At 44.4% G+C, this 21,477-nt stretch carries 22 protein-coding genes; 15 read left to right on the plus strand and 7 right to left on the minus strand.

Features of this window, described 5'->3' with window-relative positions:
- Positions 1–18 precede the first annotated feature (18 nt).
- Positions 19–672: a GntR family transcriptional regulator gene (locus KIT90_RS15040; RefSeq protein WP_010451199.1), complete on the minus strand. Its 654-nt coding sequence runs from the start codon at positions 670–672 to the stop codon at positions 19–21.
- A gap of 148 nt (positions 673–820) precedes the next feature.
- Here KIT90_RS15040 and KIT90_RS15045 point away from each other — a divergent pair, with 148 nt between their 5' ends.
- From KIT90_RS15045 to KIT90_RS15055, 3 genes are all read left to right on the plus strand, one after another.
- Complete coding sequence (locus KIT90_RS15045; protein ID WP_264406721.1) at positions 821–2,176, plus strand: FAD-dependent oxidoreductase; 1,356 nt, start codon at positions 821–823, stop codon at positions 2,174–2,176.
- Positions 2,177–2,186: 10 nt separating this feature from the next.
- The gene (locus KIT90_RS15050; protein ID WP_009696264.1) at positions 2,187–3,311 is read left to right on the plus strand and encodes a mandelate racemase/muconate lactonizing enzyme family protein; all 1,125 of its coding nucleotides are present in this window, start codon (positions 2,187–2,189) and stop codon (positions 3,309–3,311) included.
- A 188-nt stretch (positions 3,312–3,499) separates the two neighbouring features.
- Positions 3,500–5,104 (plus strand): BCCT family transporter, encoded by a 1,605-nt coding sequence (locus KIT90_RS15055; protein ID WP_264406725.1) that lies wholly within the window; start codon positions 3,500–3,502, stop codon positions 5,102–5,104.
- Between the two features lie 100 nt (positions 5,105–5,204).
- Here the strand turns inward: KIT90_RS15055 and KIT90_RS15060 are convergent, their stop codons facing one another.
- The gene (locus KIT90_RS15060; RefSeq protein ID WP_285377327.1) at positions 5,205–6,440 is read right to left on the minus strand and encodes a hypothetical protein; all 1,236 of its coding nucleotides are present in this window, start codon (positions 6,438–6,440) and stop codon (positions 5,205–5,207) included.
- 226 nt (positions 6,441–6,666) lie between these two features.
- The gene (locus tag KIT90_RS15065; RefSeq protein ID WP_009704807.1) at positions 6,667–7,854 is read right to left on the minus strand and encodes a hypothetical protein; all 1,188 of its coding nucleotides are present in this window, start codon (positions 7,852–7,854) and stop codon (positions 6,667–6,669) included.
- A 228-nt stretch (positions 7,855–8,082) separates the two neighbouring features.
- On the opposite strand from KIT90_RS15065, the gene KIT90_RS27935 reads away from it, so the two are divergent.
- The 7 genes from KIT90_RS27935 to KIT90_RS15095 all read left to right on the plus strand — a co-directional run bounded on the left by KIT90_RS27935 (position 8,083) and on the right by KIT90_RS15095 (position 14,234).
- Positions 8,083–8,334, plus strand: coding sequence for a helix-turn-helix transcriptional regulator (locus KIT90_RS27935; protein ID WP_080773153.1), 252 nt, complete (start codon positions 8,083–8,085; stop codon positions 8,332–8,334).
- A gap of 104 nt (positions 8,335–8,438) precedes the next feature.
- Positions 8,439–9,152 carry a response regulator transcription factor gene (locus tag KIT90_RS15070; RefSeq protein ID WP_005442490.1) on the plus strand — a complete coding sequence of 238 codons (714 nt, stop codon included), beginning with the start codon at positions 8,439–8,441 and terminating at the stop codon, positions 9,150–9,152.
- Positions 9,152–10,438: an ATP-binding protein gene (locus KIT90_RS15075; protein ID WP_285377328.1), complete on the plus strand. Its 1,287-nt coding sequence runs from the start codon at positions 9,152–9,154 to the stop codon at positions 10,436–10,438. Before KIT90_RS15070 ends, KIT90_RS15075 begins: the two co-directional genes overlap by 1 nt.
- Before the next feature lie 133 nt (positions 10,439–10,571).
- Positions 10,572–10,964 (plus strand): glycine zipper family protein, encoded by a 393-nt coding sequence (locus KIT90_RS15080; protein WP_020194094.1) that lies wholly within the window; start codon positions 10,572–10,574, stop codon positions 10,962–10,964.
- Positions 10,965–11,143: 179 nt separating this feature from the next.
- Entirely contained in the window at positions 11,144–11,500 is a 357-nt protein-coding gene (locus tag KIT90_RS15085) for a diacylglycerol kinase (protein ID WP_011999519.1), read from the plus strand.
- Positions 11,501–11,521: 21 nt separating this feature from the next.
- Positions 11,522–13,174, plus strand: coding sequence for a phosphoethanolamine transferase (locus tag KIT90_RS15090; RefSeq protein WP_285377329.1), 1,653 nt, complete (start codon positions 11,522–11,524; stop codon positions 13,172–13,174).
- Positions 13,175–13,301: 127 nt separating this feature from the next.
- Positions 13,302–14,234 carry a Gfo/Idh/MocA family protein gene (locus KIT90_RS15095; protein WP_285377330.1) on the plus strand — a complete coding sequence of 311 codons (933 nt, stop codon included), beginning with the start codon at positions 13,302–13,304 and terminating at the stop codon, positions 14,232–14,234.
- On the opposite strand, the gene KIT90_RS15100 is transcribed toward KIT90_RS15095, so the two are convergent.
- Positions 14,235–15,158 carry a GlxA family transcriptional regulator gene (locus KIT90_RS15100; RefSeq protein ID WP_285377331.1) on the minus strand — a complete coding sequence of 308 codons (924 nt, stop codon included), beginning with the start codon at positions 15,156–15,158 and terminating at the stop codon, positions 14,235–14,237.
- Between the two features lie 120 nt (positions 15,159–15,278).
- On the opposite strand from KIT90_RS15100, the gene KIT90_RS15105 reads away from it, so the two are divergent.
- From KIT90_RS15105 to KIT90_RS15125, 5 genes are all read left to right on the plus strand, one after another.
- Complete coding sequence (locus KIT90_RS15105) at positions 15,279–15,797, plus strand: cysteine hydrolase family protein (RefSeq protein WP_038893544.1); 519 nt, start codon at positions 15,279–15,281, stop codon at positions 15,795–15,797.
- 106 nt (positions 15,798–15,903) lie between these two features.
- Positions 15,904–16,626 carry a hypothetical protein gene (locus KIT90_RS15110; protein WP_285377332.1) on the plus strand — a complete coding sequence of 241 codons (723 nt, stop codon included), beginning with the start codon at positions 15,904–15,906 and terminating at the stop codon, positions 16,624–16,626.
- A gap of 172 nt (positions 16,627–16,798) precedes the next feature.
- Positions 16,799–16,951, plus strand: coding sequence for a hypothetical protein (locus KIT90_RS15115; protein WP_005535284.1), 153 nt, complete (start codon positions 16,799–16,801; stop codon positions 16,949–16,951).
- Positions 16,952–16,963: 12 nt separating this feature from the next.
- Positions 16,964–18,178 (plus strand): MFS transporter, encoded by a 1,215-nt coding sequence (locus KIT90_RS15120; RefSeq protein WP_038867296.1) that lies wholly within the window; start codon positions 16,964–16,966, stop codon positions 18,176–18,178.
- A 193-nt stretch (positions 18,179–18,371) separates the two neighbouring features.
- Positions 18,372–18,803, plus strand: coding sequence for a YccF domain-containing protein (locus tag KIT90_RS15125; RefSeq protein ID WP_009704819.1), 432 nt, complete (start codon positions 18,372–18,374; stop codon positions 18,801–18,803).
- A 113-nt stretch (positions 18,804–18,916) separates the two neighbouring features.
- Here the strand turns inward: KIT90_RS15125 and KIT90_RS15130 are convergent, their stop codons facing one another.
- The 3 genes from KIT90_RS15130 to KIT90_RS15140 form a co-directional block, all read right to left on the minus strand.
- Positions 18,917–19,567, minus strand: coding sequence for a hypothetical protein (locus KIT90_RS15130; RefSeq protein ID WP_020194085.1), 651 nt, complete (start codon positions 19,565–19,567; stop codon positions 18,917–18,919).
- A gap of 87 nt (positions 19,568–19,654) precedes the next feature.
- The gene (locus tag KIT90_RS15135) at positions 19,655–20,320 is read right to left on the minus strand and encodes a zona pellucida protein alpha (RefSeq protein WP_285377333.1); all 666 of its coding nucleotides are present in this window, start codon (positions 20,318–20,320) and stop codon (positions 19,655–19,657) included.
- Between the two features lie 179 nt (positions 20,321–20,499).
- Complete coding sequence (locus KIT90_RS15140; RefSeq protein ID WP_033006722.1) at positions 20,500–21,441, minus strand: LysR family transcriptional regulator; 942 nt, start codon at positions 21,439–21,441, stop codon at positions 20,500–20,502.
- Positions 21,442–21,477 lie beyond the last annotated feature (36 nt).

Below are 21,477 nucleotides of genomic sequence, written 5' to 3' on the forward strand. Positions count from 1 at the left end.
AACGGATCTAAAACGACATTACTTCCTCGGTTTAATCGTTCGATAAGCCACATCAGTTAGGTAGTCATTGAGACGATGTGATGCCGCGACCGCTTCCTCAGCATCAGTATGGCTGACAGCGCGTAAAACGGCAGCATGAAGAGAAGATGCTTCAACCAAATCTGAGTCTTGGTTTTTAAATGCAAACCAAAAGCGGCGGGATAAGCCTTGTAGTGGTGCCATTGCTAACTGTAGATACTCATTACATGCAGCTTTGACGAGCAAGGTATGGATTTCTTTAAGTAAAGACGCGTAAAGCAGATCATCTTTGTTTTCTGCACAAGCTTCTAACTGCTCTGCCAACATTAACATCTGCTGTTTCTCTTCAACACTTGCTCGCGAGGCAGCGTAGTTGACACATAAAGCTTCAATGTCGCGACGGACTTCTAAGATCTTTAGTTGGCTCTCGACAGAGATTGCTGGGATTTGAATTCCACGTCGCGGGTGGATCTCAACCATACATTCATAAGCCAATCTTTGTAGCGCTTCTCGAACTGGCGTTCGCCCAAGTTCTAACTCTTCTGCCAACTGTTTTTCACTGACCATGCTCCCTGGTTCTAATTCGCGGAAGATGATCATTTTTTCAAGTTTGCTGTATGCAACTTCTGTCTTATTGACTGAATTTACGGTCATTCTCGTTCCTATTCCATTGATCAATCTTTTAGTGAGCAATCTCACGATAAGAAGTTTTGCCATTGTACCAAAAAAAGAAATCCGAATATATTAAAAACATACAACTGATATATCAAATGAACATCAGTCATCTATTAGTGAGGTAAGAATGAAATCTTGGAACATTATCCGTCGTTATGAACACACTCCTGACCTACCTGTTTTGGCTGAAGTAGAAGTGTTAGTCATTGGCGGAGGTCCTGCTGGTGTTGCCGCAGCTGAAACGGCTGGTCGTCTAGGTAAAAACACTTGGCTAATTGAGAAATACGGTTTTTGCGGTGGTGCTGCCGTCGCGGGCTTATCTGGCACTATTTGCGGTATGTACATGGCATCGGATGATGAAAATGCACAACCAGAACAAGTGGTATTCGGCTTTACAGAACGTTTTCGTCAAGCATTAGAAAACAAAGGTGGCGTCACAGCTCCACAGCGTTACGGTAAAACGTACACAGTGACGCACGATCCTTTGATGTGGCGTGAAGTAGCAGATGATTTCCTAGAGCAAGCAAATGTCAAAACTCTATTCCATACGTCAGTCACAGGCGTGATCATGGAAGGCGATGCATTTAAAGGCGTGATCATCGAATCAAACGCAGGTCAAAGTATCATCTTAAGTAAACAAATCATCGACGCTTCTGGTGATGCTGCTGTGGTAGCTCGTGCGGGCATGGATTATTACTTTGGCGACAATGGCCGTATTCAAAACCCAACCATGTTCTTCCGTTTTGGCGGAGTCGATATGGACACTTATCTTGACTACTACGGCAACGACACGATCTGCCCTCCAAAAGTCACCGAAAATATTCTTGCAGCCAACGAAAGCGGTGAATACCAGTTGCCACGTCATAAGATTTGGATTTTTCCGACCACACGCGCGAATGAGCTGATGGTTAATGCGACACGCCTTGCAGGTCAAGATGGACGCATGCTGAACGTCATTGATCCTGAAGATTTCACAGAGGCTGAAGTGTTTGGTCGTCGCCAAGTTCGTGAGTACGCCCGTTTCTTGAACAACTTTGTTCCAGGTTGTGAGCAAGCATTCGTTGTCGACACCGGTGTAGAAGTCGGCATTCGTCAAACGCGCTCTATTGTGGGTGTCGAAACGCTAACTAATGAAGACGTTGTTAACTGTCGCAAGCGTGAAGACGGCATTTGCCGTACACCTTGGCCTATTGAATTGCACTCCGGTGACAAACCAAAACTGCACTGGCTAATTAACGATTACTACGACATCCCATTCCACACGCTAGTGCCAGTAGTTGGTGAAAACATCATTGTTGCTGGTCGATGCTTGAGCGCCGAACACGAAGCCCTTGCTTCTGCTCGCGTCACCGCGCAATGCTTTGAGCTTGGTCATGCAGCTGGCATTGCTGCTGCACAAGCGATTGATACAAATACGGCGATTCGTGACCTAAATGTCGCGGAGATTCGCGCCACCATGATTAAAAATGGCTCACGCCTGTAAGGACTGAAAAATGACCGATCTAAAAATTGAACGTGTAGAACTTTACGCTGTAGCAGACCGCGATGCAGCACCTGTACCATGGGCAGATAACCAAGAACCTTTGTTATACACCAATAACATCGTCCGTCTAATTTGTAACGATGGTACAGAGGGGTTAGGCGCAACAATCAGCTACACAGAGAACGATTTTGACCGCTGCATTATCGAATCTCAACGCACCATAGTTCCAGGTTTACTGGGTAAAAATCCATTGGCAACTCAAGAGCTCTACAACTGGTTAATGGCGCGTTGTACTTGGGGTGGTCTGCCGGCTAAAGCGCCAATTGATATTGCAGCATGGGACATCAAAGGCAAAAAAGCGGGCATGCCTCTTTACATGCTTTTAGGTGGCGCTCGAAACAAAATGTTGTCTTACGCATCGACGCCAATGTTCGACACCGTAGAAGAGTACTTCCCGTACCTAGACGACTGTATTGCACACGGCTTTAAAGCAATCAAACTTCACTGCTACTGCGTGTACGAAAAGGACGTTGCCCTTGTTGACGCAGTTCAGGCTCGTTACGGCAAAACAGGCATTCGATTCATGCTTGATACGGCAACCTTCTACACGCCAGAACAAGCAATGGCAATGGCCAAACGCCTAGAACGCTACCACTGGGAATGGTTAGAAGCACCGGTTTCTGATTACGACTACAACACTTATAAACGCCTAGTTAAAAACACTGACCTTGAGATTTCTAGTCATGGTAACTGCTTGTTAACACTGCAAGAAGTGACCTATGCCTTATCACAAGAGATGTGGTCTGACATTCGCCAAGACGCGACGGTTTGCGGTGGTATTACACCTCTAAACAAATGCTTCCACATTGCAGAGGGCTTCTCTAAGAACCTAGAGATCCAATCAATGGGTTACACGCTAACGCAAGCCGCAAACCTGCACGTCGCTCTTGCGCACAACAACTGCAAATTCTTTGAACAGTTCTACCCTTACGAAGACTTTGAGCTAGCGTCGAAAACCGTTATCCGCACCGACAAAGAAGGTTATGTCCGTGCTCCTGAAGGCAATGGCTTAGGTGTTGAAATGGATTGGGACAAAGTGAAAGAAATGTCTGTGGCGTCGTACGTTTTCGAATAAACCGCATGCTTCATGACATAAACAATTAATACAGAGACAGCAAAAGACTGACATCCCTCTAACCCTACACTGTCTGCCTTTCTAATTACTCGTATGGGAACGGGAGAAAGGCAGACACCCTGAGTGTCAGTGACAATAAACAAGGCCGTCCGAGTATTCTCATTAATAGACAATATTGGAAAGTCACAATGAAATTGAATACTTCAGAAATCGACTGGAAACTTACTTTTGGCAGTTTTGGATTTGTACTGCTTCTAGGTATTCTTGCAGTGGTATACCCAGAAGCCGTAAAAAGCACCATGAGCGGCATGCTAGATTTTACCGTCATTAACTTCGGTTCTGGTTTCCTTTGGTACACACTTTTTGCAACAGGTGCCCTATTGTTCCTCGCCTTTTCTAAATATGGCGATATTCGTATGGGCGACACCAAACCTAAGTTTACGAAATTCCAACTGTTCGCAATGGCATTGTCTGCGGGCATGGGTGCAAGCACCATGTACTGGGGCTTTATTGAAGCGGTATACTACTTCATGGACCCTCAGTTCGGTATTACAGATAAAGCCATGGCAATGGAATACGCTACGGCTTACAACATGTTCCACTGGGGCGCAGCAGGCTGGTTTATCTACCTCATTGTAGCCATCCCATTCGCCGTCGTATTCTACCTAAAGAAAAGCCGTCGAATGAGCTTAAGTGGTGTCATTAACTCACTGTTTGACGACCGTTTACCGGTTTGGGCGCAAAAGTTTATTGACCTACTGTTTATTATCACAACGCTTGCTGCAACCGCATTAACATTAGGTTTGGGGATCCCGATGATTTCCTCTAACCTAGCGAGCTTAACGGGCATTCCAGACAATTTAATGTTGGGTATTGGCGTTATCCTTGGGTTGTCAGTGATCTTCTCTCTCAGCTCTTACATCGGCATTGAGAAAGGCATGGCCCGCCTATCTAGTGCAACCATTTATATCTGTGCAGCGTTTGTTGGTATCATCTTCATCATCGGACCATCCGCTCTGATCATGAACAACTTAACCAATGGCATTGGTATCATGTTGACTGAATACATCCGCATGAGCACCAACACAGATCCATATGGCACAACGTTGTTCCCTCAATACTGGACGGTATTCTTCCTAGCGAACTGGATTTCTTACTCACCGGGTGTAGGTGTCTTCATCACTAAGATCATCCAAGGTCAGAAGCTAAAAGACGTGGTTCTCATCCTCGTGATTGGCGGCACAATGGGCTCTGCGGTTATCTTCGGTGTATGTGGCACCTTCTCAATGGATCTTGTAAACAACGGCGTCGTTGATGGTGTCAAACTGATTGGTGAAGGTCAGCCAACTGAGTTGGTGAAGCAAGTATTTGATTCTACCTCTATCCCGATGTTGCTTACTGCTATCTACTTAGTCACGATGATTCTGTTTACAGTAACAACACTAGATGGCACGTCTTATTCACTGGCAGGCATCGCGACTAAGCAGCTAGATGAAGAAGCAAACGTAAACCCGATGTTCCGCCTATTCTGGTGTTTGTTGCTAACAGCGTTGCCAATCATCTTCTTGCTGATTAATGCAGACTTAAACATCCTTAAAGCATTCCCTGTACTGATCATCGTATTGATCGTACCAGTGTTCTTCATCGCGGCGGTTAAAACCCTCCAATACCTTAAACAAAACTACGGACAAATTATGGAGCATCAACGCCAACAAGATGAAATCCTTGCCAAGGAAGTACAACAAGAACAAACCGAGGTTACCAACCAACAACCTGCTCCACAGGCTAGTTAGTCACCTTTAGGCAATTAAAAAGCTCCGAGTAATCTCGGAGCTTTTTTGTTTTGACTGATCCGTCCTGAAATGTGTTTTCACATTGTGTGGCGAATTACAACTACTTCACCCAGATCCTAGCCGCTTTGTCATTGTAATGACTAGAAGAGTGCCAGATTCGAGTCCATCGGTAACATCCATAATAATGGTGTTTACCACGTTTTTTACCCAGTTTGATTTTGTAACCACGAGTCAATCGTGGTGATATTGTCATCGCAGAAAATGTGTAGATGTAATTATCACTCAAGTCGTACACAGCTTTCTTTGGTGCAACGCATAAACGCTTACCTGTAAAGTCATCATTTTCGTAAAAACAGGCAAGACTATCATCAGGTTCGATCAGTATCATTGATGTCTTATCATTCAGATACTTAACGAACTTTTCATCCTTGTAATAAGTCCTATATTTAGTTTTTCGACCAAATTCATAGTCAGAAACTAAAGTCACACGATACCCATTACGAATAGTGAAAGATGACGTGATGTCGTTAAAGTCAGCTGGAAGCTTTAAAGGTTTGTTTATGTCCTTAGTGGAATAGCACAAGCTGCGACCATTGTAATGAGCATGCTCGTAAAGACATAAGGCTGTTTCACCTACCCCATCATCAACTTGATACGAAGGAGAACAATCACTTACAACAGTCGGATTACCAATTGAAAAACCACCCATAGCGCAAGCTTTAATAGTGCTTGTTTCGTTAGTAACAGCTTTGCCTATCAATGTTTGTTCATCGACAAAATAACTAATCGTATTGTCTAGTACACGTTCATTTTGATCCAAGTGCTCTTGGTAGATGAACGAAAACACTCCCGCCCCATCAATAGACTGAGAGTAGGACTCTGGTTGTACACCCACCATAAGGTTATCACTGTCAACAAAATCGATCTCAATACCGCCTGTATTCTCAATGATTTGTCTAGTGCTTACAGGACTGCTCACATACTCAGAACACTGAACCTTCAAGTTGTTATCAATACAAAATCGTACTTTATTTGTTTCAATAGTGTTACTGGTTAAGTAGACTTTGCTACTCAGTTTGACACCATTCTCAGCTTGCCAGTAAATGTCTTGAGGGTTCCCTTGTTTATCAAAGTTCGTCGCCAACGCACCATCAACATAGGAAAAAAGAACATACTGCCCAGATGTACCCATGCTTTGCCGCGTTATAGAGAAGCTTTCGGAGACTATTTCTAGACTACCTAAATTGTCTAGCGCTGATGCTGACGTACCGGATAGCGCTTTCTGGGGTATTATTCCCACTAATATATAAAACAAAATAAATGAAAATTTTTTCATAATACCTTCCGTTTGTTCGTTACCTTATTTCATTAAGTAAGAGACTTTTAAATCTTCCGATGAGTTATAATTAAGAAGCTCAGTCACCTATGTTCAATGAAACAAATTTAAGTTGGTTAGCAAGAATGTAAAAAGTAAAATATCTCGCTAACCAACACTTATTAAATAGAACAAACTATTGCTAGCATTTGTTGTAAAAATAAAGCAATAGTGCTAACAATAAATATTAATCCGTATTTTTCTTACAGATATAATATCCCTTATAGAAAGAGCGAGGTGCTTTTTGAACGGAAAGATCATCACTTAACATAGTGACTTCTCCCCACCCACCAGTGACAGCGAAACCGGATTCGATGTGATTGCTTGACCAGTACCCTGTTTCTCCAGGCCAAGTCGCATCAATCTCATCCATATCTTCATTGACGAGGGTTTGCATATCGGCAGCAGAAAGCGCACTTATCTTGCCACCTAGTGCTTTACAATATGAATTTAGAAGATGCTCATCTCCCTCAAAAGACGGGGCTGCTGTGTAAGTTTTTTTCGCAGTTTTATCTGCATTCCAAACATCCTCTTCATGTTTGAACGATGTCGAAGGGAAAAGAACATCAAATTGTTGTTTAGTAGGTGGGCGGCAGTAAGGATCACAATCAGATTCCGCAACAATCCTAGTAGTACACGCATTCCAAGTTGTACTACCTACATCAAAGTAAACCTCCTCACATATCTCTACTACATTTACTTCAGCCAAATTAAGGCTCTTCAATTCGTAATATGCTTGAACGTCTACCTTTTTCCCACTTAGATCCGGAGTATTGGTGCCCTCACTTACCTGAGTTGCTATGACTTTTTTATCAACTTTATCTTGTATCAGACTCAACCATAAGCCAACACCAACTTTGGAGCCTTCTTCGTCATCCCCTGTAGGTCCGATATATGAAAAATCCACTGTAATGCCGATATCGCTATCTGCACTCAGTACAACATTATCTTGAACTGTTTGACTCACAGACCACCAGTCTCGATAATCAACAAGATCATTAGCAGTTCTTAACCGATCAGGAAAGTTCACATAAACGGAAGCAGAACACGATGAGTCTAAACACAGAGATATGCTTCTCCCTGCATCAGCTTGCTTCGGAGTATACAAGATACCATTCATCAATCGTTCTTTACTTGTAGCGTCAATCCAATAGTAATTGTTCCTCTCACCCGTTGCAGAGTAAAGGTTCAATCCCATGCTCCCATTAACGCTTCCTGTAATACTTTGTCCAACGTTAACAACTCCACTTTGATGCAAAGTCGGTATTTCAATCTTTTCAACTGACGCATTACTTTTCAGTGGTAAAAAAGAGGCCAAAAATAAAACTGGGACACTATACTTATGTATAAATTTTTCTCTAAATAAAAAATGCATTTACTAAATCTCATGTAAACCAATGGAAAAAGTAAATATTCATCATCGCTTTATAATTTAAAAGTCCCCACTTCATAATTCTTCTTATACTATTTGATAAGAGAGCTAATTATTTTTAGTTTTATGTCATTCATTCACACAATAGCTTGTCATAAATTACATATAAATGGACGAAAATCTCAGTACCATTTTTACTAATTGCATTAAATACTTTCTGATCACAATCCCATGCAGTCTAATAACGTAAATGAGCTTCCCTCTTCAAGTGATCTTCCATCAAGCTCAACTTGCCAACTGATCAACGAACTAAGAAGTAAAAGAAATAGAATTAATATGAGCCAAGAAGACTTAGCGTCATTTTGTGATACATCAGCGAGCCATATCAGCAAGATCGAAAACCTCAGAGTTGTTCCTAGGCTAGATACGTTTTTGAGAATGTGTTTAGCCTTAAACGTAGAATTCACCATACTAACAAGGTAAAAAGCCTTTTAGGGTAACCATTCATCAATGCAAATGCGTTTATTGAAATCCCTGACAAATTTGTTTAAGTTTCAGGGATAATTCCTACAAGATGCATCACTGCTATGAACGTACAAGACACTAAGCAATCACTTATCATCGTGGAAGACGATCCCAAGCTGCAGGCTATGCTAAGCGAATACTTTGAAGGACAAGGCTTCGAAGTTAGCTGCATAGACAATGGAACGGACGCTCCGGATGCGATTCTTGAAAGCCAGCCAGATCTCGTTCTTTTAGATTTGATGTTGCCGGGGCAAGATGGATTGAGCGTTTGCCGCCAGATCCGCGAATGCTACAAAGGAAAAGTGCTGATGCTTACTGCCAGTGATGATGACTTTGACCATGTTGCTGCGCTTGAAATTGGTGCCGATGATTTTGTGACTAAGCCGATCAAGCCACGTGTTCTGCTTGCTCGCATTCGAATGCTATTACGCCGTAAAGAAGCATCAGCAACAGATTCAGACACATGTTTAGAGGTGGGCGTCCTTTGCCTTAACCGTCTGCGTAAAACGTGCGCTCTAAACCAAGAACCCATTCCTCTCACCGACGGTGAATTTGATCTCCTTTGGGTACTCGCAAGCCATCCTGAACAAACCCTTTCTCGCGAGTGGCTCACCAAAACATTACGTGGCATCGAATACGACGGCACCGACCGCACCATTGATAACCGTGTCGTGACACTGCGTAAAAAACTCGGCGACAGCACTACACCACCACAGAAAATCATTACTGTGCGCGGTAAAGGTTACTTGTTTATGCCCGATGCTTGGAATGCGTAATGAAACGTATTTATCTGGAAAGCTTTTTAGGTCTGATCATCCTATTTGTAGCCAGTCTTGTTGGCTATGAAGTCATTGTTTATCAGCTTAATACGGACTACGACTACCTACTAGAAGAGCATGAAGCTCAAGCTTTCCATGAGCTGATCTATCCGATGTATCAAGAAAAAGGCGAGGAATACACCGTTCAGCAATTAGAGAAATTCGCAACATCGAGTCACATGTTGTTAATTGCTCAGGAAATGACGAATCTTCCTCCAGAGGTGCAGAAAGCATTCGATGAAGATCCATCCGTTAATACATCGTTTGATGATGAGCGAGACTTGTGGTTTCGCTTTGAGCCCGGCTCCCCTATCTTCAAGTTAACCCAAAACCCCAACAGCCCTATCATTCAAGCCATCAATTTTGACGACAACATCGTTTGGCTGTTTTTCCTTGCTGGTTTTGCGCTGTATTGTGTCTTGCTGATTTGGTTCTTAAGTCGACGAGTTCGCGCTTTAGAGAAGGTTACCGTTGATTTTGCCTCTGGAGATTTCAACGCCAGAGCGGACACCTCCAGTGCCAAATCCGTCGGTACGTTGAATAGAAGCTTCAACCATATGGCGGATAAGGTGTCTCGACTCATCACCACCAATAAAATGCTCACCAACGCGGTAGCGCATGAGCTTCGCACCCCGATTTTTCGTCTGCAATGGCAAGCCGATCTACTGGCCGACGCCGCTTTAAATGAACAACAACAGAAATACGTCGACAGCATCGTAGAAGATATCGACGACATGGAAAATATGGTGGAAGAGCTGCTCTACTACGCCAAAATGGAGCGACCAAATGCCGAGATTCAAACTTCCTCTGTCGCCCTATCAAGCTTTGCCCAATCGTTTTTACCCAAGTGGCAACGTGACACCCAACTTTCTATCTTGATTAACGACACGAGCTCACAACAGGCAATCATTGACGCCGACCCAAAACTGCTAAAACGCGCCTTAGATAACCTACTTCGCAATGCGATGCGTTACGCACAAACCCAAATCGTGCTAGAGATTATGGAGACACCGGAGAAATCTTGTATTCGTGTGCATGACGATGGCTGTGGTGTGGAAGAGAAAGACTGGCCTCATCTGTTTGATGCGTTTTACAGTGCTGATAAATCACGTAACAAGAGCACCAGCGGGTTCGGTTTAGGGCTTGCGATCGTCAAACAGATCGTTGAATTGCAGAATGGCGAAGTCTATGTCTCACACAGCCCGTACGGCGGTGCGTGTTTTACAATCTGCTTTCCCAAGTAAATTCATAAACTTATCAATACTCCCTTAAACGCCATTACAAAAGGCGACACTTCAATACAATTGGCCGACAGAGCATCACAATAAAACAGTGTACATTTAATCCATAAATTCACAGCAATAATGGATCAACGCAATGTATAAACCTCTTCTTCTCGTCACCCTTTCTTCCACACTTGCTGCTTGTGCTTACAACCAAGAACCAGTTGTCGATATGACCAATGTTGACCAAGCCCAATACGAGCAAGACTTCACGTATTGCCAAGGTTACGCAGAAAAAGTGGATAAAGGCGAAGCCGCTAAAACTGAAGCACAAAATGGTGCCGTTACAGGTGCGTTGGTCGGTGCCGTTGCAGGTGCATTAGAAAATGGCATTGGCGGCGCTGCTGTGGGCGCGGTGGCAGGCACTGCTGTTGGTGCAGGTGCTGGGGCTGTTGGTGGTGCTAACGATTCAACCAAAACTCAATCCTTAGTTCTGCGTAAATGCCTAGCGAACAAAGGCTATACCGTATACGACCTTGATTCATAACGTATAAATTCGCATCAATTACACAAAATTTTGCGTTGAGCGACGTTAATTTCACAAATGTTTCACGCTCGACCTATTAGTTTCATGTTTTCCAATTCGATGCACTTCTGTCATCAGGGGAGGCTTTATCCCTCAAAGCGCCCCTCTTTTTTAGGGCTTAGCAGTTAAAAGGCCACATTTTGAAACCAGGTAAAACAGGCATTCGCCGGATATTGGACGCAACCGGCTATTCACTTCAAGGATTGAAAGCAGCGTGGACTCACGAAGCCGCTTTCAGACAAGAACTGGTACTTACACTTGTCCTTTCTGTTTGCGCATTCTTGCTTCCTGTCACCACCTTAGAACGCATCATGATGATCAGCAGCCTTCTGTTGGTCGTGATTGTTGAATTGATTAATTCCGCCATCGAAGCGGTTGTCGATCGTGTCAGCGATGACTGGCATGAACTCAGTGGAAGGGCCAAAGACATTGGCTCCGCAGCAGTATTTGTTGCACTTTTTCTCGCCCTATTTGTTTGGGCGTCGATTTTACTTTAGTCACATCGAAGCACGTCAATTATGAAGACAATTGAACTCCCAACGAAAGGTATCTCCTACATTACCTTTACGCTTTTATTAGCCTTGTATTTCGCTCTTGTAGTCAATATCCCCATCTACAAAGAGTTGGTTCATATATTTGCGGATCTCGACCAGGTTAAGATCGGTTTCATCATTACGATTCCAATCTTCTTTTTTGCGGCGTTGAATTTCCTATTTAACCTGTTCAGTTGGCCTTGGATCAGCAAGCCCTTCTTCATCTTATTACTGATCACATCGGGCATGGTGAGTTACGCAAGCTACAACTACGGCACCTTGTTCGATACGGACATGATCACCAACATCGTTGAGACAGATACCAGTGAAGCCAGCTCATACTTGAGTGCCTACTCACTTATCTGGACACTATTGATGGGAGTTCTCCCTGCCCTGATCGTCTTCAAGATTAAGTTCAAGCCTCTTGAAGGCAAATGGCTTCGCTTCACGTTGACCAAAATCGTCTCAATGCTGGCTTCATTGGCTGTTATCGCTGTGATTGCAGGCATGTATTACCAAGACTATGCGTCAGTTGGTCGCAACAACAGTTACCTAAAGAAAGTCATAATTCCGACTCAATACGTGTACGCGATCTCTAGCTATGTAAAAGAAAACTACTTAACCACGCCAGAACCCTACCGTGAGATTGGTACGGATGCGAAACAATCCCAACTTGCACTAGAGCAAGCAAAAGAGAAGCCGACGCTACTTGTCTTTGTATTAGGTGAAACAGCACGAACTCAGAATTATCAAATTAATGGCTATGAACGAGAGACTAATCCATACACCAGTAAGTTAGATGTCATCTCGTTCCAAGACGTTTCTTCCTGTGGTACCGCAACGGCTGTCTCTGTGCCTTGTATGTTCTCTCAATTACCACGCCACGACTTCGATCGCAGTAAAGCAGACAACCAAGATAACGTATTGGACATCATGCAGCGCGCTGGCATTGATTTGATGTGGAAAGACAACGACGGTGGCGACAAGGGCGTTGCCCATAAGATCAACAAGATGGATGTCGCACGCGGCAAACAAAACACGCTTTGTAACGGTAACACCTGCTACGATATGGCGCTGCTAGACAATTTGGACGACCAAATCGCGAGCATGAAAGGTAACCGAGTTGTTGCGCTTCACCTGATTGGCAGCCATGGTCCGACATACTTCCAGCGCTACCCGAAAGACAAAGCGTTTTTCCAACCAGACTGCCCTCGCGCAGATATTGAAAACTGTAGTGTGGAGCAAATTGTTAACTCTTACGACAACACGATCCGCTACACAGACTTCGTCTTGGATCAGACCATTGCAAAACTGAAAACGTTGGAAGATAAATACAACACGGCGATGATCTACGTCTCTGACCACGGCGAGTCTCTGGGCGAAAACGGGTTGTTCTTACATGGCATGCCTTATGGTTTAGCACCGGATTTCCAAAAGCGTGTTCCTATGATGCTTTGGATGTCACCAGGCTTTAAACAAGCCAAACACGTCAACACCGATTGCTTGGCACAAGAAGCGCAGCAAACCGCAACGCACTCACACGATAATGTCTTCCACTCATTGTTGGGCATTATGGATGTGGAAACCAATGCCTACGACGGCGCTTTAGATATCTTTAAGACTTGTCGAACATCTTAGTTAAAGACAAATAAGTAAAAGCCTGTCCCATTTACTCGGGTCAGGCTTTTTTATGACATTTCGCTCTCAGAAATCCAACAGGTTCTCGTTATAATGTTTATCCCGTCAACGAACAAAGTAGAACCAAATGAAAATTGGCATCATCGGCTTGGGCGACATTGCTCAAAAAGCTTACCTTCCTGTTATCACTCAGCTTCCAAATGTTGAGTTGGTATTTTGTACCCGCAATGCGAACGCACTCAACGCGCTCGCTCAACAGTATCGAATCGCAGAAACCTGCCAAGACTATCAACAACTGGTTGGCATGGGCGTAGATGCGGTCATGATTCACGCCGCTACTAGCGTTCACCCTCAAATCGCGTCTTTCTTTTTAGAACAAGGCATCCCGACATTCGTTGATAAGCCTTTGGCAGACAGCGCTGCTGAAGTAGAAAAGCTATATGAACTGGCTGAACGCGTGAAACAGCCTCTGTATGTTGGCTTCAATCGCCGTCATATTCCGCTCTACAATCAACATATGCCGAACATCCAGAAAGGCGAACTTTCAGGCTTGAAATCTCTGCGTTGGGAGAAAAACCGTCATCAATTACCGGGGGATATCCGTACCTTCATTTTTGATGATTTTATCCACCCTCTTGATAGCGTGAACATCACGGCCAGAGCAGATCTGAAAGACGCTTACATTACACATCAAATGGATGGTGACCAACTGGCTCGTTTAGATATCCAATGGCAGCATAGTGAGACACTGCTTCACGCATCCATGAATCGCCATTTTGGGATCACCACAGAGCGTGTCCAAGCCTGCTATTCGAACAAAGCAATGGAATTTGATTCGTTTGTTGAAGGGAAACTGTGGCAAGACAATCAGGAGCAGAAGTTGAGCTTAAGAGACTGGACGCCAATGCTGACCAGTAAAGGCTTCCACTCTATGCTGTTGGATTGGTTTGAAGTCATCCAGTCAGGCAAAATCGCTTCTGAAATAGTAGCGCGCAATATCGCTAGCCACCAACTTGCCGAAGCGATTTGTCAGCACATTGAACAGTCAGTGCGTCGATAATTAAGCACTAAAACGAGCGCGGAACGCTTTGGGAGCCAATCCCATGGTTTTAATGAACACTTTGCGAAACGCGCTCGCGTCTTGATACCCAACTTGATAAGCGATGACTTCAAAAGCTAAGTTACTCGACTCTAATAAATCACACGCCTTTTGCACACGAAGATGCTGTAGATACTGATTCAAGTTCAAACCTGTCGCTTTTTGGAAACGTCTCTGAAGCGTGCGCTCAGTTAAACAACTGATCTCCGATAGAGATTGGTTTGAAATCACATGTGAGAAATGATCAGCCATGTAGTGCTGAGCACTAAGAACGGCACTATCACCATGTTGAAAGTTAGGTGTGAATTGCTGATAAAAACGTTGCTCTCTGGCACCAGTATCGACCACCAGCATCTTTCCCAACAAACGCATCACTGCAGGTGTACTTAGCTGAGAAACCAGCTCCAACCCCAAATCAAGCCAAGACATCATGCCACCAGCGGTAATGATACTGCCCTCGTTGATAAGGATGGACTCGGGCTTAAGCGTCACGTTAGGAAACCTATCTCGGAATAACCCTGCCAGCCCCCAGTGTGTTGTGCAAGCTTTGTTATTCAACAAATCAGCGTGAGCGAGAACAAACGCCCCTGCACATGCAGAGGCCACAACCGCACCGGCTTTGTGCTGCTCAAACAACCAAGACGTTAACGCCTCACTTGGCGAAAGGTAATATTGCTCCGCACCGCTTGGCGGCAGTATGACGACCGTGAACTCATCGGCTCGAATAACGCCTTCTTTGCAATCAATGATGTCTGCATGAAAGCGGCATTCAACATCCAGCTCAATCGAAGCGCGGTTTGCCATCTCAAACAGCTCCTGCAAGCCATAGACTGACGCTTTTGAAGCCCCCGGATAGTTCACAATAGCAATGTTTATCTTGTTCATTCCAATTGTCGTTTTTGACCTATTTTTTGTCATTTTAGACACTGAGCAAGATAAAAGAAAGTACGCATAATAGCTCCCATACCAAAGCAACACATTCACTGAAAACAAAAGGAAAACACCATGAGCCAAGCAGCACTTCTTGTTATCGATCTACAAAACGACTACTTCCCTAACGGTAAATTCCCTCTATGGAATACAGAAGCAACACTAAACAACATCAAGAGCGCCATTGCTAAAGCGAATGAGAAAAATATTCCTGTCATTCACATTCAGCACATCGCCGACCCAGCAATGGGCATTGCGCCTTTCTTTAATGAAGGTTCTGAAGGCGCAGACATTCATCCTGAGATTTTAGCGCTAGCGCCAAATGCCGATGTGGTTATCAAACACTTTGCGGACGGCTTTGAACAAACAAACCTTGAAGAAGTACTGCAAAAACACGGGGTAACAGAGCTATTAGTAACTGGTATGATGACGCAAAACTGTGTCACTCATACTGCGATTTCTAAAGCGGCAGAAAAATACGAGGTATCGATTCTTATGGACTGTTGTACAACGGTCGATGAAATGATTCACAACATCGCGCTGCACGCTGTATCAACTCGCGTTCCACTTGTAACGGCAGAACAAAAACTGTAAGCCTGCGAGCATCCACTATACTGTCTTAATTAGAATGACCCGATGCGCCACGCGTCGGGTCCTGTTGGTTGGCACTGACTCTCATTAACTCTATAGGGACAGCACAATGAAGTGGATGTCAGTTTTATCAATTATAACCTTATCGAGCGCACTCTCCGGCTGTGGAGGGAGCGATTCCTCAGATCCAGAGATTGCGGTAAGAGCTCTCAACTTTCAGACCGTTAACTTCGTCAACCAAAACCCGAGCGGTGTTTCAGATATCAGTGTTCAAGCCAATTATGGCAGCCTGCAAGAAGATATTTATTCCAATCTGCCACTTTATGGTGCGACAGAAACAGGCTTGCTGTTGATTCAAGAAAACGCCAGTACTTTTGATATCACGTTTGATTTGATTGAAACCAATAGCCAGCAAACCTTAGTCAGTGAGACACGTTCAATTGCTGTCTCTAATCCTCAAGTGATCTTTGCTTTTGGTGACGCTAACACAGGTTTTTATGACCTCGTCTTCCAAGACAAGCCCGACACGAGCAGTACAACCAATACCCAAGTCTCTGTATTCGTTATGGATGCTAGCCAACTCCAAGGCGGTATCAACAGTGATGTTTGGGTGGATGGGTCCCAACGGATCTTTAATCTGAGCAAAAGAACCTTGTCGAGCCAGATCATCGTAGGTGCGAATACCGCAAATGTTCCGATTGAAATCAGAGAAACAGGCACTATAACGGTGATAGACACGTGCAGTATTTCTACCGAAACCAGAGCCATCATGGTGATATTGGATCCATTGGGCAACTGTCGAGTGCTGTCTGTTTTAGACTCTGTTTTTTAAACCATTTGTTGGTATTTTGGACACTCAATAAGGTATGCATAAAACGCATACCTTACTTCACATTTTATCATTTGTGTCATCACAGACTTATCTCTACACTTCGCGCTCTTTTTTCTACTTGAGCGCACAATGCATGCTTTTTTCTCAAACCATTTTCGCTCAGGTGCTGAGAATGTCCGTCATGTTGGGCCTGTCGTTAATCATCGTCCATAACTCACCTAAGTTATTGGAAATATTGGCAGAACAAGCCATCAACAGCGGTTGCCATCAAACCACTGGCGACGGCGAACACCAGGATCACTCTCATCACCACCATCATCATTAATAAGAGCAAATTATGAGTATTTTCCGATTTCCAATTCTTGTTTGGCTTGGAATAGGGATTTTGATTATCTGTCTAGGGATCAGACAATCGTTCGGCATTTTCATGATGCCAATTTCAGACCACTTCCAAACGGGCCGTGAGTTCTTTAGCTTTGCTATTGCCTTGCAAAACCTGTTGTTTGGAGTGTTCCAACCATTTGTTGGTATGGCGTCAGACCGTTGGGGGGCAAAGCGTATAATCATTTTAGGTGCCATTTCTTACGCTTTGGGTCTTTACCTGACTTCTATCGCGGTTGAACCAACCATGATGTATTTGTCGCTGGGTGTGCTGGTTGGTTTCGGCTTAAGCGCGACCAGTTACGTGATCGTGCTAGGCGCAGTGGCGAAAGTGGTTCCTGCCCAACACGCTGCAAAAGCATTTGGTTTGACAACTGCTGCGGGCTCATTCGGCATGTTTGCGATGATCCCCGGCGCACAAGCGCTTTTAAGTGACTTTGGTTGGCAAGGTGCACTTCAGGTGTTTGCCGTATTGTGTAGCTTTATGGTGATGTTTGCGTTGTTCATGAGAACGGCAAAACCACAAACCAACAACGCCGCAAGTGCTCAAGAAGATACACAAACTTTGAAAGAAGCGTTAAAAGAAGCTTTCGCACACAAAGGTTACTGGTTGATCCACGCTGGCTTCTTCGTGTGTGGCTTCCATGTCATGTTTATCGCCACTCATTTACCAAGTTATTTGGCGGATAAAGATTTACCGGCTTCAACAGCAGCAATGGCACTGGCGTATGTTGGCATCTTCAACATCTTTGGCTCTTACTTTTGGGGCGTGATGGCTGATCGCTTTAACAAGCGTCACGTTATGTCTGCACTGTACTTAATGCGCACGGTGGTGATCGGTGCTTTTGTGACTTTACCTGTCACCGAACACACCGCTGCCATTTTTGGCGGTGCTATCGGCTTCTGTTGGTTAGGCACGGTGCCACTGACTTCCGGCTTGGTCCGCCAGATTTTTGGTGCTCGTTACCTTTCTACATTGTACGGTTTGGTGTTCTTCACTCACCAAGTAGGCAGCTTCTTGGGAGCTTGGGTTGGTGGCCGCATTTACGATTACTACGGCTCTTACGATCCAATCTGGTGGTCAACAGTCGTATTGGCATTTATCGCGGCTCTTATTCACCTGCCGATCAATGACAAACCGGTACCACGTTTGAACTTGGCAACCGCGTAATCAAAGAAGGCTCTTAACGTTTTCGTTGGGAGCCTTTTCTCTTTTCTCCCCGCAACACGCTTTTTGTTTTCCCTCAATCGAATAGGCATTCTCATCAATGATTGCTTATTTAAGATAAAGTGCGTCCATTCATCCTCTGTTAAGATTCGTGTGACATACTTAACACAACGCTATAAATCAAAAAGGGTTTTAAATGAGAACACTCGGCAACATCATCTGGTTTGTATTCGGTGGCGTATTCATGGGTTTGCTATGGTGGTTCTTCGGACTACTGGCCTTCATCAGTATCATCGGCATTCCATGGGGACGCGCTTGTTTTGTGATGGGTAACTTCTCGTTCTTCCCATTCGGCAAAGAAGCGGTTTCACGAGATGAACTGACCAATGAAATGGACATCGGTACTAGCCCGCTTGGCGTGATTGGTAACGTGATTTGGTTTGTATTTGCAGGTATTTGGTTGGCAATCGGTCATATACTTTCTGCCGTAGCATGCTTCGTAACCATCATTGGTATTCCGTTCGCACTTCAACACCTGAAACTGGCGGTTATCTCTCTGGCTCCGATTGGTAAAACAGTCGTGACAACAGAAGAAGCGGCAATGGCTCGCTACAACATCAACCGTTAATTTTGTCGCCCTCTGAGCATCCTGCTTAGAGGGTTATTCCTGTCAAAAGTAAGCCCATAATTGCCACTGCATACTCAAGAATAATGGATTGAAAGTTCATACTCCCACCTTAGTTAAAAGTTAAAATTAATACCTAGTTCTACGCTGTTCTCTTCACTTATCTTGGTCGACCCCGGTGAAACTCGATGCTCACCAAATGTGTACTTCACATAAGGCTCTACCCATTTCGGTTTTAAAGTAATACGCACTTCGTGATTGGTTCGATGACCGCCCTCAGTAAGTTTTTTATCGTAGTTATAAGAATAACCAAGCCGGATAAAATCAATCGGTGTATAGCTTGCACCAACGGTGTTTTTCCACTCTCTTTCTGTTTTTTCCAATGATGGGAATGACTTACCAATTGAGCTGGTTCTCCACTCATGAGAACTATTGGCGAAAACCATCCAATCATCCCCTAACGCGGTTCCGGTAAACACGCCCGCATCATAGACGTCGAACAGATCTGCACGTCCATAGCTCACAAATGCTTCTGTGTAGAATTGCCCAAGCATAACGCCATATCCTGTCCCCAATTCTAAATACCCCGTAGAATCGACCTCAGCAGAAATGTTCCACTCTTCTGTAGCTTGTAAATACCCTGAGGCAGTCACAATCCATTCATCATCTGTATTGGACACATCTAAACCAAACTCTGGCATTTTGTGGTCAGCAGAAAAACACGGCACGGCAAAGAGCGCGCAAAGCAGCGTCAGAGATTTATTCATTTGGATACCTATCAGAAAGACTCGAAAAGAAAAAAGGAGCCACTTAAATCAAGCGGCTCCTTGCTACTTACCCTTATGCGATTTGGTTTACGAGCGCTCAACGCGGTCGCGAATCGCTCTTTTTATTTCCTGACGTTGCTCTTGTGATAGGGATTGAACCTTTTGTTTCAATTCTGCGCGCTGTTCCGGCGTTAAGCTCTTCGCCGATGCCTCCATTGCAGGCTCAGGCGTCGCCTCAATAGGGTTTTCAGGCGTGATCTCAATTGGATTCACTGGACCGTCCGCGATTGGATGCTCTGGAATCGGCTCCATCGGGTTAGAAGGTGAACCAGCGATAGGATGTTCTGGTGTTGGTTCAATTGGATGAACAGGGTTTAGTTTCGCTTCTTCTACGATAAGGCGACCATCTTCAACGCTTAAATGTACGAAGCCATCATCACTAACAAAGATAAGTTCGTTATTACGGACTTCAATGTGACCCACTACTTCGCCTGATGAATCTTTAACAACCTCACCGTCAGTGTAGTAAAGCTCACCACCGACGTTAAATACGGTGTTTCCCTCTTCGCCACGGATCGCAACTGTCGTAACTTCGCCGTTATCACCTTGGATAGCCATGCCATCAAAATGCTCGCCATTAAAGGTTTGAACAGAAGCAACACCTACTGGCTCATTTGAGGAATCTGAACCTGATGAAGAACAGCCAGCTAGAAATGTCGCCGCGATGATTGCACTCAGTAATTTAACTTTCATGATTTACTCTCTTAATTTGTCGAAACTCAGGGATGCCTCTTGCAAGAAAAGTGGACTCCCTGCCCGATGAAGAGAAGTATATTGAGCAGTGTTTTATTACTCTAATCGCTAAAAAGAAACCCGCACTTAACGGCGGGTTATTAATAAACAAGAGTAGAGAGCGTGATAACCAAGGGTTATTATCGCTGTTGTGAGCGCTCTAGGTGTTTGGTTATGACATCAGTGATGATGCTGCGCAGCCAATGAACCATTTCATTACGGCGATTTTTATGGTGATAGTAAGCGTGCAAGCAAGGCTCAATCACGATACCGTCGAACTCGATATCCAATCTTCTTAATTGAGAGATCTTATCGACGTTCACCGTTTTTGAAGCGGGAAACACCATGTCCGAGTTTGCCACCACGTCGATGATGGCCGACGGCAATTCAGATCGAAACGCGATTTTTGGCTCCACGCCTTTGATTTTCATTATCTTCTCAGAAAACGATACGCTCGAGTTCCAATCGGCTGCAATCACGGTCGCAAACTCTAAATCCCTGCAATCCGAGATTTGTAGTCGGTCACCGGGAAACGGATGATCTTTTCGCACGTACGCACAGAAGGTGTCTTTGACGATCATTTTCGTCAGTAGCTCTTTTGGAGCGTGGTTGATTTCATAGTTCACACCAAGCGTGACATCGTCTTTGATGATCTCATCCATGGTGGAGCGAGACCAATTCAACAAGTGGATCTGAACGTTTGGCGCTGCTTGTCGAATCGCCTGACAGATTTCACTGGCGTAAGAGCTCAAGATAAAAGGCGCTAACGCAATCTTGATGGTTCCGTTCATTTCTAACGGGTTAAATGCTTTGGAACCGTTGAGCGTGATAGAGATTTCATCCAGTAACGGCGCGAGATTTTCTGCTAAATCGTTCGCATACTCCGTCGCTCGCAACCCGTGATGGGTTTTCACAAACAGCTCATCTTCAAAATGATCACGCAGCCGCTGCAATGCCTTACTCACGGCGGGTTGAGAAACAAACAAGCGCTCTGCCGCTCGGCGCATATTGCGCTCTTGGTGCAAAATGATGAATGTTCGGAGCAAATTCAGGTCGAGGTTTGAGAAGAGATCTTTGGCCATATTCCACGTCGATAATAACTTGAGGTTATTATTCAG

This window comes from Vibrio sp. B172a, from assembly GCF_030248355.1.
GTDB lineage: Bacteria > Pseudomonadota > Gammaproteobacteria > Enterobacterales > Vibrionaceae > Vibrio > Vibrio owensii.

Excerpts from the sequence above, each read along its gene's own strand:
- KIT90_RS15040 (WP_010451199.1), bottom strand. The coding sequence starts at position 672 with ATGACCGTAAATTCAGTCAATAAGACAGAAGTTGCATACAGCAAACTT.
- KIT90_RS15045 (WP_264406721.1), top strand. The coding sequence starts at position 821 with ATGAAATCTTGGAACATTATCCGTCGTTATGAACACACTCCTGACCTA.
- KIT90_RS15050 (WP_009696264.1), top strand. The coding sequence starts at position 2,187 with ATGACCGATCTAAAAATTGAACGTGTAGAACTTTACGCTGTAGCAGAC.
- KIT90_RS15055 (WP_264406725.1), top strand. The coding sequence starts at position 3,500 with ATGAAATTGAATACTTCAGAAATCGACTGGAAACTTACTTTTGGCAGT.
- KIT90_RS15060 (WP_285377327.1), bottom strand. The coding sequence starts at position 6,440 with ATGAAAAAATTTTCATTTATTTTGTTTTATATATTAGTGGGAATAATA.
- KIT90_RS15065 (WP_009704807.1), bottom strand. The coding sequence starts at position 7,854 with ATGCATTTTTTATTTAGAGAAAAATTTATACATAAGTATAGTGTCCCA.
- KIT90_RS27935 (WP_080773153.1), top strand. The coding sequence starts at position 8,083 with ATGCAGTCTAATAACGTAAATGAGCTTCCCTCTTCAAGTGATCTTCCA.
- KIT90_RS15070 (WP_005442490.1), top strand. The coding sequence starts at position 8,439 with ATGAACGTACAAGACACTAAGCAATCACTTATCATCGTGGAAGACGAT.
- KIT90_RS15075 (WP_285377328.1), top strand. The coding sequence starts at position 9,152 with ATGAAACGTATTTATCTGGAAAGCTTTTTAGGTCTGATCATCCTATTT.
- KIT90_RS15080 (WP_020194094.1), top strand. The coding sequence starts at position 10,572 with ATGTATAAACCTCTTCTTCTCGTCACCCTTTCTTCCACACTTGCTGCT.
- KIT90_RS15090 (WP_285377329.1), top strand. The coding sequence starts at position 11,522 with ATGAAGACAATTGAACTCCCAACGAAAGGTATCTCCTACATTACCTTT.
- KIT90_RS15095 (WP_285377330.1), top strand. The coding sequence starts at position 13,302 with ATGAAAATTGGCATCATCGGCTTGGGCGACATTGCTCAAAAAGCTTAC.
- KIT90_RS15100 (WP_285377331.1), bottom strand. The coding sequence starts at position 15,158 with ATGAACAAGATAAACATTGCTATTGTGAACTATCCGGGGGCTTCAAAA.
- KIT90_RS15105 (WP_038893544.1), top strand. The coding sequence starts at position 15,279 with ATGAGCCAAGCAGCACTTCTTGTTATCGATCTACAAAACGACTACTTC.
- KIT90_RS15110 (WP_285377332.1), top strand. The coding sequence starts at position 15,904 with ATGAAGTGGATGTCAGTTTTATCAATTATAACCTTATCGAGCGCACTC.
- KIT90_RS15115 (WP_005535284.1), top strand. The coding sequence starts at position 16,799 with ATGTCCGTCATGTTGGGCCTGTCGTTAATCATCGTCCATAACTCACCT.
- KIT90_RS15120 (WP_038867296.1), top strand. The coding sequence starts at position 16,964 with ATGAGTATTTTCCGATTTCCAATTCTTGTTTGGCTTGGAATAGGGATT.
- KIT90_RS15125 (WP_009704819.1), top strand. The coding sequence starts at position 18,372 with ATGAGAACACTCGGCAACATCATCTGGTTTGTATTCGGTGGCGTATTC.
- KIT90_RS15130 (WP_020194085.1), bottom strand. The coding sequence starts at position 19,567 with ATGAATAAATCTCTGACGCTGCTTTGCGCGCTCTTTGCCGTGCCGTGT.
- KIT90_RS15135 (WP_285377333.1), bottom strand. The coding sequence starts at position 20,320 with ATGAAAGTTAAATTACTGAGTGCAATCATCGCGGCGACATTTCTAGCT.
- KIT90_RS15140 (WP_033006722.1), bottom strand. The coding sequence starts at position 21,441 with ATGGCCAAAGATCTCTTCTCAAACCTCGACCTGAATTTGCTCCGAACA.